Raw genomic sequence first — 14,249 nt, forward strand, 5'->3', positions numbered from 1 at the left:
TTAGAACTCCCCCCCCATGGCCTGGCCCAGCGCCGCATGGGCGTGGGCAGCCACGTCCATCAGCCGGCCCACCGTCATGCCTTCCAGATCCGGCAGGATTTCCTCCGGCCGGTGGCCTTCCAGCAGGCCCATGATGTTGCGGTAGTGCTTGCGCGCGTCCCGCATGCGGCCCTCGCTGCGGGCCAGATTGGCCATGGCCAGGTGCGTGGCGATGGATTGCGGCGCCAGGAACAGCGCGCGCTGCAGCGAGGCGGCCGCGGCGGCGGCGTCGCCCCGTTCCTGCTGGATCATGGCCAGCAGATGGTGCGCCTCGGCGCTGACCCGGTTGTGGTCCAGCACCCCCTGGCACCAGTGCGCCGCCTCCGCCAAGTGGCCCTGGTTGGCGTAGCTGCGCGCCAGCAGCAGCATGGCGGCGTCATCCGCCGGCGCGAAGGCCAGCCGCGCCTCCAGCTGCTCCACCGCCTCGCCATAGCGCCCCTGGTCGTAGAGGGAACGGCAATGGTCGAGGCTGGGCACAGCGGGCTTGCCAGGGGATTTGACGGCGGCGATGGGCGGGGCCGTAACCGGCAAGAGGGGCGGTTCCGGCACCGGGGACAACGGCAGCATGGGGAAATGCTGGGCGACGGGCGCAGGGGGTGCCGCATGCGCCGGCAGCGGCAGCTTGCGGTATACGGTGGCGCCCTCGAAGGGCACGAAGGTCAGGGGGGCGAACATGGGCGGGGCGCCATCGACGGAACTGGGCAGCAGCCAGCCGTTATCGACCAGCGACCGCGCCAACCGCCGCACCACCCGGTTCGCCTGCGCGCCGTTGAAGTACATCAGCACGTTTCGGCACAGGATGACGTCCATGGCGTTGGTGTTGCTTTCCAGCGCCGGATAGGGGTCGTCCACCAGGTTGTGGTAGGAGAAGGTGACCATGCGGGCGATGTCGGGGCTGATGCGGTAGCGCCCGCCCGGCAGCGAGGTGAAATAGCGGGCCCGCATGGCCGGGTCCACGCCGCGGAAGGACCATTCGCCGTAGACGCCCTCCGCCGCCCGCCTCAGGAAGCGGGGGTTCACGTCGGTGGCCAGCAGCGTGACGGTCCAGTCCGCCCGGTCGGGCAGCAGCGTGTCCAGCAGCATGGCCAGACTGTACGCCTCCTCCCCCGTGCAGCAGGCCGCACTCCAGATGCGCAGGGACAGCAATCCCATCGCCCGCCGCTCGGCGATCAGGTCGGGCAGGATCTGGCGGCCCAGTGCCTCGAAACTTTTGGGTTCGCGGAAGAAATAGGTTTCCCCCACGGTCAGCTGGCCGGCCAGGGCCTCCAGCTGCGCCCGGTCGGGGCCGCCCGCCGTCAACCAGTGCTGTACGGCCGCCAGGGTGCTGGGATAGCCCAGCTCCACCGCCGCCCGCTCCAGGCCGCGTTCCATGTCGGTCCAACGGTCGGCCGGGAAGTACAGCCCGATGCTGGCGCTCAACCGGTCCGACATAGCGGCCAGCAGGTTGTCCGGTAGGGTACGGTTCATCTGCCGTTCCCCTGGGCGCCGTCCCCTTGGGCGCCGTTTCCGGCAGCCAGCGCCCAGGCCAGTTGCTCCTCCTCCGCCGCCGACAGGAAACGGTCCAGATCGTGGATCAGCAGCAGGCCATCCGACAGCCGCACCACGCCGACGATGGCGTCATCCGCCCCGGGGACCACGCCCTGGGCCGACACCCAGTCGACCGGCGCGCCCGCCACCGTGCCCACCACGCTGTCGACCAGCAGGACGACGGTGCGGCGCAGCCCGCGCGCCACGATCATATGGTCGCTCAGCGACAGGGGGCGGCTGTCCAGGCCGAAGCGGCGGCGCACGTCCATGACCGGCACCACCTGGCCCTGCAGGTTGATGACGCCGCGCACCAGGCCCGGCGCGCCCGGCAGGGGCGTCACCGCCACGGCCCGCACCGCCCGTTCCACCATGGCCAGCGGCAGGCCATAGGCCTGGCCGTCCAGGTCGAAGCGCAGAAGGAAGGCGCTGGCGCCTTCCGCCGTGGCGGGGCCCGAGGTCAAGCCCCGCTCAACCATGGGCGTCCCCTTCCCCACCCGGCAACCCCACCGTGGCGGCGGTCAGCAGCAGCTTTTCCAGGTCCACGGGCTTGCTCAGAAAGACCTCCAGCCCCACGGCGCGGCAGCGTTCCCGCTCCTCCGCCGTGACCCCGGCGGTCAGCACCACCAGGGGCGGCAGCGGCCGGTCGGGTGTCCGCTGCAGGGCGCGAATCCGGGTCGTGGCCTCCAGCCCGCCCATGACCGGCATATGCATGTCCATGAACACCAGGTCGTAGGTGCCCGTGTCCACCGCCTGCACGGCGGCGGCACCGTTGTCCACGATATCCACCTCATGCCCCACGCCGCGCAGGATGGTGGACACCAGGATCTGGGTGGACCGGTCATCCTCCACCAGCAGGATGCGGCGCCCGCCCCTGGCGCGGCCCGACGGGGCCTGGGCCTCGCCTCCGGTGAGCGGAGGCAGCGCCGCCGCCTCTTCCGCCGGCACGGCCAGCGGCAGTTCAAACCAGAAGCGGCTGCCCTGACCCGGCACGCTCTCCACCCCGATGCGCCCGTCCATGTGCTCCACCAGGCGGCGGCAGATGGCCAGGCCCAACCCCGTGCCGCCGAAACGGCGGGCCGTGGTCTCATCCACCTGGCTGAATTCCTCGAACAGGCCGGACAGCCGCTCCGGCGGGATGCCGATGCCCGTGTCGGCCACGGACACCCGCAGGCGCGAGGGCGCTCCCCCCAGGCCGGCCGGCGGCGGCAACACTTCCGCCGTCAGGCTGACGCTCCCGGCCGGGGTGAACTTCACGGCGTTGGTCAGCAGGTTCAGCACCACTTGGCGCAGCCGGGTGGGATCGCCCATGATCTTGGCGGGCAGGGCGCTGGTCACCGCGGAGTTTAACGCCAGGCCCTTGCCACTGGCCGAGGGCCGCACCAGGGCGACGCAGTCGTCCACCAGGGTACGGAAGTCCAGGGGCAGGTTTTCCAGGGTCAGCCGCCCGGCCTCGATCTTGGACAGATCCAGGATGTCGTCCAGCAGGCCCAGCAGGGTGCGCCCCGCCTCCGCCTGCAAGGTCAGCAGGCGGTGCCACTCGCCCGGGCTGACGCCGCCACGCAGCAGCAATTCGGAGAAGCCGATGACACCGGTCAGCGGCGTGCGCAGCTCATGGGCCACGGTGGCCAGATAACGTGACTTGGCCTCGTTGGCCATGTCGGCGGCCTTGCGCGCGGCCAGCAGGTCGCGGGCCGTGGCCGCCAGATCCTCCGTCCGCTCCGCCACGCGGCGTTCCAGCGTGGCGTGCGCCTCGCTCAAGGCCTGTTCCGCCTCCTTGGCGGCGGTGATGTCGCGGGCGATGGTGACGAGGCCCTCGGTCGCCCCCTCGCCGTCCTTGAAGGTGGAACGCACGACCGAGTACCAGCGCCGGCGCGATGGCGCCTCCGCCGACGCCGGGGCGTCCTGCTGGATGTCGGTGACCGTGATGCCGGCCTCCAGGGCCGCCTGGTCCGCCGCCTCGCGCCGCGCCGCTCCCCCGGCCCCGATCTCCTGGTCCGTGCGGCCGATCAGGTCGTCGGGGTTGTCCACGCCCAGGGCCTTGGCATGGGCCACGTTGCTGCGCAGGTAGCGCAGGTTCTTGTCCTTGAAGGCGATGGGATCCGGCACGCTGTTCATCAGGTGCGACAGCAGCAGCCGCTCCTCCGCCAGGGCGCGGCGCACGGCGCAATGCTCCGCCGCCTCACGAATCAGGCGGCGCAGCCGGTCGGGCGTCCAAGGCTTGGGCAGATAGCCAAAAATCTGGCCGGCGTTGACGGCGGCGCCCAGGGCGTCGATGTCGGTGTAGCCGGTGATCAGCACACGGGTGGCGTCCGACAGCTCCCGCGCCCAGCGCAGGAACTCATGGCCGGCCATGCCCGGCATGCGCTGGTCGGAAATGATGACCAGGGGGGCGATGTCGTCGCCCTCCAGCATGGCCCTGGCCTTCAGCGGCGAGGTGCTGGTCAGGACATGGAACTCGTCCTCCAGCGCGTCGGCGACCGCCGTCAACACCTCCGGCTCATCGTCGACCACCATGACGGTGGGCAGCTCCTGGGCGATCATCATGCTTCCCTCGGCATCATGCTTCCCCAGGCATCGCATGCGCCGTCTGCGCAGGACCAGGCGGGCTCGGCGCGTCGGCGGACGCCCCGTCCATGGGGATCTCGATCACCACCTCTGTACCCCGCCCCTCGTCACTATGGAATTCCAGCCGCCCCCGGTGGCGCTGGATGATGCTATAGGAAATGGAAAGGCCAAGGCCAGTCCCTGACCCCACCGGCTTGGTGGTGAAGAACGGCTCGCAGATGCGGTCGCGGATGGCGGCGGGGATGCCGTGGCCGGTATCCCGCACGGACAGGCGGAACATGGCCCCGTTCCGGCCCGTCACCAGGGTGATGGTGCCCGTGCCCTCGATGGCGTCGATGGCGTTGCCCACCACGTTCATCAGCACCTGGTTCAACGGCCCCGGCTGGCAGGTGATGCGCTTGGGTCCCTCATACCGCCGCTCAACCGTGATTCGATCCGACAGCTTGTGCTGCAGCAGGGTCAGCACCGATTCCAGGCTGTCCTCGATCTCCACCTCCTTCACCTCCGCCTCGTCCAGGCGGGAGAAGGTGCGCAGCTTCACCACCAGGTTTTCCACCCGGTCGATGCCCAGGCGCATGGCGTCCAGCCGCTGGCGCATCTTGTCCAGGTCGCGGGCGCCCTTGTCCGACAGGTGGCCTTGCACCTCCGGCGTGATGGTCTCCAGGCAGCGCAGCACGGTGCCCAGGTGGTTGCCGACGAAGGCCAGCGGGTTGTTCAGTTCGTGCGCGATGCCGGCCACCAACGCGCCCAGCGAGGCCATCTTGGCCGCCTGCACCAGTTGCGCCTGCGTGCCCTGCAGCTCCTGGTAGGCCTCCGCCAGCTCGGCGTGCGACCGCTCCAGCGCCTCCGTCATGGCGGCACGTTCCTGGGCGATGCGCCGTTCGTCGCGCGTGCGCTCCAGTTCCAGTTCCTTGTCACGGAATTCGCCGCTGATGCGCAGGTTCTCCTCATGCAGGAACTTGCGGCGCAGCAGGGCGCGGATACGGGCCTTCAGGATTTCGCTCTCGCCGGCCTTGCCCACGAAATCATCGGCCCCCGCCTCCAGGCCGCGCATCATGTCCTCCTTGTTGTCGCGGGAGGTCAGGATGATGATCTGGAACAGGCGGTCATGCTGGCGGCGCATCCGGTCCAGGTGCTGGCACAGCTCCGTGCCGCTCATCTCCGGCATGACCAGGTCGACCACCACGCAGTCGAACTTCTCCTCCACCATGCGGGCCAGCGCCTCGCGTCCGCTGGAAACACCGATCACCTCGTGCCCGTCCTCCTGCAACTGGGCGGTGATGAAGAAGAGGTAGGTGGGGCTGTCGTCCACCACCAGCAGGCGGCTCTTGCGGATGTCCACCGGCGCCTGGGCCGCTGCCGCCGTGGTCTTGCGCAGCAGGGCGCCCACCCGGCTCAGCAGGATGTCGGTGTCGACCGACTTGGGCACATAGGCGTCGGCGCCGCTGTCATAGCCCTGGCGTTCCCGGTCGGCGGCGTGGCTGTCGGTCAGCATCAGAACCGACAGGCCGCGCGTGCGCATGTCCATGCGCACGCGGCGCACGAACTCGTCCCCGTTCATGCGGGGCAGGTGGTAATCGACGATGGCCAGGTCGGGCATTTCCCGGCCCAATTGCTCAAGCGCGCTTTCGGCGTCGCCACAAACGGTGACGGACCATCCCTGGCGCTCCAGCATCATCTGCAATTGCAGGGCCTGCGTCGGCGAATCCTCCACCAGCAGGACGCGATGCGTGGACCCGCCCGTCATAGGCCGGCCCAGCCCGCCGCCATCCGCGCGGCGCACCCTCGCTGATCCGTCATTTCCGTCTCCAGGCCGGAACCCACCACGCGCTGCCTTTTCCGGGACGTCTCCTGTCCCATGTTGGTTAACCGGGAAAGTGCCGGTTTCTCAAACCGTTTTCCACCATTCCCTGATGAAGGGGAAACCGTGGCGCGTGGCCGCCCCCCTGTCGACTGACGCGTCATGGGTACCCCATGCGGGAAAACAGGGGGCCGGACGTGAGAGCGGCCTCCCGGGATCACCGGGAATCATAGGCGGCGGCATCCGTCCGTGCGCGGGCTCATCCGCATAGATTTCCATTGCGGGACGCGGCACGTCCCCACGGACCGCCGTGCCAGCCCGCCCTCTCATAATTGCGCGATGGGCATCCCATATGGGACGGTGGACCTGAAACCGGCATGCCCAGACCAAGGACTTGAGCGCACCCATGAGCACCACGCCCACCGACACCGACATCACCACTGGCGCCGGCACCGCTGTGAATCCCCTGCTGGCCCCCACCGGCCTGCCCGCCTTCGACGCGGTGAAGCCGGAGCATGTGGCCCCGGCGCTGGAGGCCGCCATCGCCCGGCACGACGCCGTGGTCCAGGCCGTCATCAAGGGAGGCGACCGGGGCTTCGACGCCGTCTGCCGCGTTATGGAACAGGCGGAGGCCGAGCTGTCCGACCTGTGGGCCACGGTCAGCCACCTGCACAGCGTGGCCGACACGCCGGAGCTGCGCGCCGCCCATGCCGCAGCACTGGAGCGGCTGATCGGTTATTCCTCCGCCGTCGCGCAGAACCCGGACCTTTACGCTGCCTACGCCGCCGTGGACCCGTCGGCCCTGGGCCCGACGGAGCGGCGCCTGGTGGACCTCAGCCTGCGCAACTTCAAGCTGGGCGGCGTGGCCCTGCCCCCGGCCGAGCGCGAGCGTTTCGCCGCCCTGCAGGTGGAGCTGGGCCGCCTGCAGACCGCCTACAGCAGCGCCGTGCTGGACGCGACCGAGGCCTGGGTGGAGCACGTCACCGACGAGGCCCTGCTGGCGGGAGTGCCCGAGGCCGACAAGGCCATGCTGGCCAGCCTGGCGGCGGCGCGCAACCTCGATGGCTGGGCCGTCACCCTGCACCAGCCCTCGGTGCGCGCCATCCTGACCTATGCCGATAACCGCGACCTGCGCGCCCGCGTCTACCGCGCTTACGGCACGCGCGCGTCGGACCAGGGCCTAAAGCCGGAGACCTTGGACAACAGCGAGCGCATGGGCGCCATCCTGGCCCTGCGGCGCGAGGCGGCGGCACTCCTGGGCTTCACGGACCCGGTGGACCTGTCGCTGGCCACCAAGATGGCGCGGTCGGGTGCCGAGGTCGTGGACTTCCTGCGCGACCTGGCCCGCCGCGCCCGCCAGCCGGCGCTGGCCGACAAGGCGCAGCTGGAGGCCTTCGCCCGCGACACGCTGGGCATCGACGCGCTGGAGCCCTGGGACAACGGCTATGTCGCGGAGAAGCTACGCCAGGCGCTGCACAGCATCGATGATCAGAAGATCAAGGCCTACTTCCCCCTGCCCCGCGTGCTGGACGGCCTGCTGGCCCTGCTGCGCGACGTCTTCGGCATCACCCTGACGGAGGAGGAAGGCACCCGCGTCTGGCACAAGGACGTACGCTATTACACCTTGTCGCGCGACGGCGTGCCCTTCGCCGGGCTGTACATGGACCTGTTCGCCCGCACCGGCAAGAAGGGTGGCGCCTGGATGGCGGTCTGCCGCGCCCGGCTGAAGCGCCAGGACGGGACCCAGCTGCCCGTCGCCTACCTCAACTGCAACTTCGCCCCGCCGGCAGGAGGCAAGCCCAGCCTGCTGAGCCATGGCGACGTGCTGACCCTGCTGCATGAGATGGGGCACTGCCTGCATCATGTGCTGAGCGAGGTCGACTACCCCTCCATCAGCGGCGTCACCGGATTCGAGTGGGACGCGGTGGAGCTGCCCAGCCAGCTGCTGGAGAACTTCGCCTGGGACCGTCAGGTGCTGCGCTCCATGTCCGGCCATGTCGATACCGGCGAGCCCCTGCCCGACGCCCTGTTCGACGCCATGCTGGGCGCCCAGCGCTTCCAGGCGGCGCTGGCGCTGCTGCGCCAGGTGGAGTTCGCCCTGTTCGACCTGCAGATGCACCTGGACGCCGGCATCACCGACGCCGCCGGTATCCAGGCACTGCTGGAGCGGGTGCGGGCGGAGGTGGCGGTGCTGACCCCGCCGGAATGGCACCGCTTCGCCCACGCCTTCACCCACATCTTCGCCGGTGGGTACGCCGCCGGCTACTACAGCTATCTGTGGGCCGAGCGGCTGTCGCTGGACGGCTTCGGCAAGTTCCTGGAGGGCGACAGGGCGGCGGCTGGCGAGGCCTTCCGCGCCCAGGTGCTGGCCGTGGGTTCCTCCCGCCCTGCACTGGACAGCTATATCGCCTTCCGGGGGCGCGAGCCGGAAAACGACGCGCTGCTCAAGCGGTATGGTTTGGCGGCGTAACGTTTTCCCTCAGGCGCCGGGCGGCCGCATCCGCGGCCTTGGCTTCCTCGCTCCGCCCTGCGGTGCTCGCTCCGGCGCCCGCAGTCACGGGCTACCGCAGACAGGACAAGTTTGTACCTGCGGTTCAGAACAAGTGGCTGGCGGCCAGCACCAGGATCAGGCCGGTGACGGAGACGATGGTTTCCATCACCGACCAGGTCTTCAGCGTGTCGGCGGTGCTGAGGCCCAGGTAGTTCTTCACCAGCCAGAAGCCCGGGTCGTTGACGTGGGAGAAGAACAGCGACCCGGCGCCCACGGCCAGCACCAGCCATTCCGGCGCCACGCCGGAGGTGGCCGCGACTGAGGTCAGCGCGCCGGACGCGGTGATGGTGGCGACGGTGGCGGAGCCCGTGGCCAGGCGGATCATCACGGCGATGCCCCAGGCCAGCAGGATGGGTGACACCGCGCCCTGTTCGGCGAAGCGCGCCAGCGTGTCGGCCAGCCCGGCCTCCACCAGCACCTGCTTGAAGGCGCCGCCGCCGGCGATGCTGAGCAGGATGCTGGCCGCCGGCGCCATGGCCTCGTGCCACAGCGCGTCCCAATCGACCGGCTTTCCCCCACCCCACGTTCCGGGGCTGAAGAAGGCGGCCAAGGCCACCAGGTTGGCCAGCAGCAGGGCCACCGGCGGGGCACCCAGCAGGGACAGCACGGGCCCATGGCTCAGCGCCGGCACGGCCTTGGCCGCGATCAGCACCACCGGCAGCAGGATGACGGCCAGCGCCGTCCAGGGTGAGGGCAGCGGCCTGTCCGGCATCTCGACCCGGGCACCATCCCCGCCGGCGACATGGGGCGTGATCAAGCCGGCGAACACCGGCCCGGCCAGCACGGCAATGGGCAGGCCCAGCAGCACGCCCAGCACCAGGGTCGGCCCCACGCCGGCGCCCAGCTGGTCCACCGCGATGATGGGCCCGGGATGCGGCGGCACCAGGGCGTGCAAAACCGACAGCCCGGCCAGCGCCGGCAGCATCAGCAGCAGGCGCTGCCGCCCGCCCCGGTCGCCCCCGCCCCGGTCGCCGGCAAGCGGCAGGGCCGCGATGATGGGCAACAGCAGGACGACGCCGGTTTCGAAGAACAGGGGCAAGCCCAGGACCAAGGAAGCCAGCAGGCAGCCCCACGGCCGCCAGCGCGGCCCCACCGCCCCCACCGTGGCGTTGGCCAGGGCGGCGGCGGCACCGGAGACCTTGAGCATGGCGCCCAGGGTCAGGCCCAGGGCCACCACCAGACCCGCCCCGCCCATGATGTCGCCGAAGCCCTTCTGAAGGGCGGCCAAGGCCCGATCCGCAGCCATGCCCCGCGCCACCGCCAGGGCCAACGCCGCGCACAGCAGCGCCAGGAAGGGATGCAGCTTCAGCCGGATGATCAGGACCACGGCCAGGGCGATGCAGCCGCCCGCCGCCAGGACCAGCCAAAGATCGCCGCCTACCACGCGGCCGCCCCGCGAAATCGGGAACCGGTATCAGCCAATGCCATCGCCCATCCTTCCAGGCCGTTCACTCCCGGACCGGAGCTTCCTTGGCGGGCGCGCTTTTGTCCACCGGTTCCCTTGGCACTTACAATGGCGCCAGCAGCCAGTGCAGGCTGAACAGGCCGTCCGGATCGACCCACACCTGCGTAGGCTCGAACCCCGCGGCGCGGGCCATGTTCTGGAAGGTGGCGGGCGCCAGCTTGTATGAGTCCTCGATGTGGATGCGTTCGCCGGCGCGGAAGTGGAAGAAGCGGCCGGCCACGGCGGCGCGCTGCTCGCGCTGGCTGATGAGGAAGATCTCGATCTTCGACTGGTCTTCGTTGAAGTAGGCGTAGTGGCGGAAGCCGGACAGGTCGAAGGTGCCGCCCAGCTCGCGGTTGATGCGGGCCAGCAGGTTGAGGGAGAAGGCGGCAGTGACGCCTGCGCTGTCGTTGTAGGCGGCTTCCACGACCGCGATGTCCTTGGGGATGTCCACGCCCACCAGCATGGCCCCACCCGGCAGCATGTTGGCGCACCGGGCCAGGAAGGCCGTGGCCGCCACCGGCGTCAGGTTGCCGATGGTCGACCCGGGGAAGAAGCCCACGCGGCGCCGGCCCACGGTGGGCAGCGACAGGGTCTGCTGGGTATAGTCGCCGCAGACGGCCACCACCTCGATCTGCGGCATATCCAGGGCCAGGGCCGCCGCCTCACGGATCAGCTGGTCGCGGGAGATGTCGATGGACACGTAGGAGGCGGGGCGGTCCAGCGCGTTCAACAGCAGGCGGCTCTTGCGGCCGTCGCCGGTGCCGAACTCCACCACCTGCGCCTCCGGCCCCGCCAGCGCCGCGATCTCCGGCCCCAGGCGCTGCAGCATGGCCAGTTCGGTGCGCGTGGGATAATACTCCGACAGTTCGCAGATGCGCTCGAACAGGGCGGCCCCCGCGGCGTCGTACAGATATTTGCAGGGAATGCGGCGGATGGGGTGGGACAGGCCCGCCAGCACATCATCGCGGAAGCTGGCCGTGGCCGGCTCGAAATCCATGAAGCTCACCCGGTCGATCACGTCCGTCACGGTCATGGCGTCGTCCTCGCAAGTCGAATGCCGGAGAATTGCCAGCGCGCGGCCGGCGGGAAGAAGTTGCGGTAGGTCTTGCGCACATGGCCGGCCGGGGTGGCGCGCGACCCGCCGCGCAGCACCATCTGGCCGCTCATGAACTTGCCGTTGTACTCGCCGATGGCGCCATCGGGCGGGCGGTAACCGGGGTAGCCGGTATAGGCGCTGGCCGTCCATTCCCAGACGTCACCGTAGAAGCCGGTCGCGGTATGGGCGTGGAAGCTGCCGTCGTCCCCCGGCCGCTGGCCCGGTTCGCCCGCCGCGATCTCCCACTCCGCCTCCGTCGGCAGGCGGGCGCCAGGCCAGCGCGCCTCGGCCCACTTGGCGTAGGCGTCCGCCTCATACTGGCTGACATGGCAAACGGGTTCATTGGGATCGATGGCGCGAACCCCGGACAGGGTCTTCACCTGCCACTCGCCCTCATCCCCCCGCTGCCAGTACAGGGGCGCCTGCCAGCCCTGGGCCTGCACGGTGGCCCAGCCATCCGACAGCCACAGGTCCGGACGGCGATAGCCGCCATCGGCCATGAAGTCCAGATACTCGGCATTGGTGACCACGCGGTCCGCGATCTCGAACGCCTCCAGCCAAACCTTGTGGCGGGGGCCTTCGTTGTCGAAGATGAAATCCTCCTGCCCCGTGGCGCCTATGGCGTAGAGGCCGGCGGGCACGCCGCGCCAGACCACATCCCCCGCCGTCAGCGCCGGCGTCGCCGGCGGCGGGAAGACGCCCGCCGGGAAAGGGTGCAGCAGCAGGGCGTGCTTGATGTCGGTGATGATCAGTTCCTGGTGCTGCTGCTCATGCTGCAGGCCCAGTTCCAGCAGGGCGGCGGCGCGGGCATCGACGCCCCCCGCCAACCAGGCGTCCATGGCGCCATCGACATGGGCTCGGTAGTCCAGCACCTGCGCCACCGTGGGACGGGACAGCAGCCCGCGCGCGGGGCGCGGCCAACGCTCGCCCACGCCTTCGTAATAGGAGTTGAAGAGGTAGCGGAAACTGGGATCGAAGGGCTGGTAGCCCGGCACCAGGGCCGTCAGCAGGAAAGTTTCGAAAAACCAGGTGGTATGGGCCAGATGCCATTTGGTCGGGCTTGCGTCCGGCATGGACTGCAGCGTCTGGTCCTCGGCGGTCAGGCCCCGGGTTCGGGCCAGCGTTTCCTGGCGGACGGCGCGATAGCGCGCCTGGGCATCGGCCGGCCGGTGACGCCCCGGCAGCGACAAAGGGGACTGCACCGGCGATGCGGCGTCAGCCGGTACCGGATGGGGGGGTACCGGATGGGCGGGTACCGGAACGGCGAAAGGCACAGGCGATGTCCCCCTGGTAGAAAGGCCCCGATTGGAAAGGCCGGCAATCAGCCCCGCGCCGTCGCCGTTGCGGATGACTGAACCATGCCGGCCATGCCCCGTATTGCACGGACTACGCGTAATCGTGTCGAAACGCGCAACGCCCCTTAAGGTTAGGACTCACCTTGGGGATTGCAAGGAAGGCAGACGGGAACGGCCCCGGAACACCAGGGCCGTTCCCGAAAACGCCTGCGTCAGCGGCTGCACAGCCGGGCGAGGATGAAGCCCGCGGCACCAGCCAGCGCGATGGCGGTCAGGGGCCGCGCCGCCACGCGGGTGCTCACTTCCTGCACCGCGACGTCGCCCTTGGCCTTGGCCAAGTCGGCCGCGGCGTAGGCGCCTTCGCGCAGGGCGTCATAGGCGGTGCGGCCAGCCCGGCTCGCGGCGGCGGCGGTATCCGCCGCGATGTCCGAGGCCTTACCGGTCACGTCGTCGATGCTCATGCTAGCCATGGGACTGATCTCCTTATCGTCTCCGGGATTGAAGTGATGGTGTGAAACCCGCGCCGGCGGTGATTTGTTCCCACCGTTCTGCCCGAGGCGGGGTACCTCTACCTGGCTGGCTCTACCCCACCTTCCCCGGGCCGGACGGACGCTCAAGCCCGCCCAGGGCCGACAGCGCGTCGCAAACCGCCTTCATCTGTTCGGCGGTTTGCCCGGGGGTGGCGCCGGTCATGCTTTCCTCCGACGCGACCATCAGCAGCTGCAGGTCATGTTCCCAATGCTGCAGCAACTGAATCTTCTGGTCGCGGGTGTACTGGTCCGACACGACGATGTCGTGCGGCCGCTCGAAATGGCTGGAAACGTCGCCGAGAAGGCGACCCAGGTCCTGGCTCGTCATCTTGCCCTCCGTCGTTTGGCGTGGGACAGGGGTGCGAAGGTCGGGCGTCAGGCTCTGCCCGTCAGGACCAGGACCAGCACGACGATCAGCACCAGGCCCAGCAGTCCGCTGGGGCCGTACCCCCAACCGCTGCTGTAGGGCCAGCTGGGCAGGGCGCCGATCAACAACAGGATCAAAATAACCAATAAGACGGTTCCGATCATGAGGGGCCTCCTGAACAGGGTTCGGTTGTCAAATCGCTGACGAACCCAACCACGCCGGCAGTCATTTGTTCCGGCGTAGGCCATCCGGACCTGTTCCGGATCAGTCTAGGACTTTGGTCACCGTAGCGAAGCTTTAGCCGAGGCGTGTTCCCGCGAACGGCGGTCGGACCATTGGTGGGGAACAAAGGCGGCGGGGCCCGATTTAGATTGCACAAACGACGGCCCAGCCCAGAGGGCAGGCCCAGCGCCCCGATTCCCGCCACCCCGTGCCCGTTCCGTCACAGGACAGACGACCGTGGGACGGACGGGTCCCGGGGGTGATGCCGGGACACGAACGCCCCGGGCGTCGATGAGATGAAGGGACATCGTCATGCAGCTGTTATTCTGCGTCGGCCTGGGCGTCGTCTCGGGCCTGGTCTGCGGCAGGATCGTCAATGGCCGACCGGGATTTTTCACGGTGGAGGCCTTGCTGGGCGCCATCGGCGCCGTCATGGGCGCCTTCTTCTTCGGCGGCCTGGGCGTGCCCGCCAGCGCCCCGGTCTTTCTGCACACGATGCTGTTCGCCACCTTCGGCGCCGTGGCCGCCATGATCACCCTCTACGCCATTCTCATGGCCGTTTATTGGGGCAGCACCCTGTTGCGCGCGTATGAGGACGAGGCGGCGGGCGCCCCTGACCGCTCTCCGGGGGAGGCCCTGCCCGTCGAAACACCCCTGGCCGCGACGCCCCTGGCGGCCGGTGCCCGGCAGATGGAAACCACCATCGGCCTCTAACAGGGTGTTGAAGAAGTCAGCTTCTTCGGGCTTTGAGAGTGACCTCGTCGTCGTTGTCGTATGAGAGTTCGATTTCGAGTGTCCCGTCATCGTTG

General features: G+C 69.4%; 12 protein-coding genes. 2 read left to right on the forward strand and 10 right to left on the reverse strand.

Annotated features, from left to right (window positions below; translation table 11 throughout):
• From FBZ88_RS27235 to FBZ88_RS27250, 4 genes are read right to left on the reverse strand one after another with little or no spacing between them, the layout of a single operon-like run.
• A complete protein-coding gene (locus FBZ88_RS27235) occupies positions 1-1,506 on the reverse strand; it encodes a CheR family methyltransferase (protein ID WP_145620142.1) in 1,506 nt (501 codons plus the stop codon).
• Positions 1,503-2,042, reverse strand: a complete 540-nt coding sequence (locus FBZ88_RS27240; protein WP_145620143.1) for a chemotaxis protein CheW — start codon at positions 2,040-2,042, stop codon at positions 1,503-1,505. The genes FBZ88_RS27235 and FBZ88_RS27240 overlap by 4 nt, the downstream gene beginning before the upstream one ends.
• Positions 2,035-4,110: a response regulator gene (locus FBZ88_RS27245; RefSeq protein ID WP_186464620.1), complete on the reverse strand. Its 2,076-nt coding sequence runs from the start codon at positions 4,108-4,110 to the stop codon at positions 2,035-2,037. The genes FBZ88_RS27240 and FBZ88_RS27245 overlap by 8 nt, the downstream gene beginning before the upstream one ends.
• 13 nt (positions 4,111-4,123) lie before the next feature.
• Positions 4,124-5,914, reverse strand: a complete 1,791-nt coding sequence (locus tag FBZ88_RS27250) for a response regulator (RefSeq protein ID WP_145620145.1) — start codon at positions 5,912-5,914, stop codon at positions 4,124-4,126.
• 424 nt (positions 5,915-6,338) lie between these two features.
• Between FBZ88_RS27250 and FBZ88_RS27255 the strand changes: the two genes are divergently transcribed.
• Positions 6,339-8,402 (forward strand): M3 family metallopeptidase, encoded by a 2,064-nt coding sequence (locus tag FBZ88_RS27255; protein ID WP_145620146.1) that lies wholly within the window; start codon positions 6,339-6,341, stop codon positions 8,400-8,402.
• 124 nt (positions 8,403-8,526) lie between these two features.
• Here the strand turns inward: FBZ88_RS27255 and FBZ88_RS27260 are convergent, their stop codons facing one another.
• From FBZ88_RS27260 to FBZ88_RS27285, 6 genes are all read right to left on the reverse strand, one after another.
• Entirely contained in the window at positions 8,527-9,867 is a 1,341-nt protein-coding gene (locus FBZ88_RS27260) for a GntP family permease (RefSeq protein WP_145620147.1), read from the reverse strand.
• Between the two features lie 124 nt (positions 9,868-9,991).
• On the reverse strand, positions 9,992-10,963 hold the full coding sequence (gene egtD, locus FBZ88_RS27265) for an L-histidine N(alpha)-methyltransferase (protein WP_145620148.1): 972 nt from the start codon (positions 10,961-10,963) through the stop codon (positions 9,992-9,994).
• Entirely contained in the window at positions 10,960-12,300 is a 1,341-nt protein-coding gene (egtB, locus tag FBZ88_RS27270) for an ergothioneine biosynthesis protein EgtB (RefSeq protein ID WP_211102818.1), read from the reverse strand. The genes egtD and egtB overlap by 4 nt, the downstream gene beginning before the upstream one ends.
• Before the next feature lie 233 nt (positions 12,301-12,533).
• Positions 12,534-12,791, reverse strand: a complete 258-nt coding sequence (locus FBZ88_RS27275) for a hypothetical protein (RefSeq protein ID WP_138918527.1) — start codon at positions 12,789-12,791, stop codon at positions 12,534-12,536.
• Positions 12,792-12,903: 112 nt separating this feature from the next.
• Positions 12,904-13,179 carry a hypothetical protein gene (locus tag FBZ88_RS27280; RefSeq protein WP_088873523.1) on the reverse strand — a complete coding sequence of 92 codons (276 nt, stop codon included), beginning with the start codon at positions 13,177-13,179 and terminating at the stop codon, positions 12,904-12,906.
• A gap of 47 nt (positions 13,180-13,226) precedes the next feature.
• Complete coding sequence (locus tag FBZ88_RS27285) at positions 13,227-13,382, reverse strand: DUF3309 family protein (RefSeq protein WP_088873524.1); 156 nt, start codon at positions 13,380-13,382, stop codon at positions 13,227-13,229.
• 370 nt (positions 13,383-13,752) lie between these two features.
• Here FBZ88_RS27285 and FBZ88_RS27290 point away from each other — a divergent pair, with 370 nt between their 5' ends.
• Positions 13,753-14,154, forward strand: a complete 402-nt coding sequence (locus FBZ88_RS27290; protein ID WP_145620149.1) for a GlsB/YeaQ/YmgE family stress response membrane protein — start codon at positions 13,753-13,755, stop codon at positions 14,152-14,154.
• Positions 14,155-14,249: the final 95 nt, after the last annotated feature.

Source organism: Nitrospirillum bahiense, from assembly GCF_007828025.1.
Classification (GTDB): Bacteria; Pseudomonadota; Alphaproteobacteria; order Azospirillales; family Azospirillaceae; genus Nitrospirillum; species Nitrospirillum amazonense.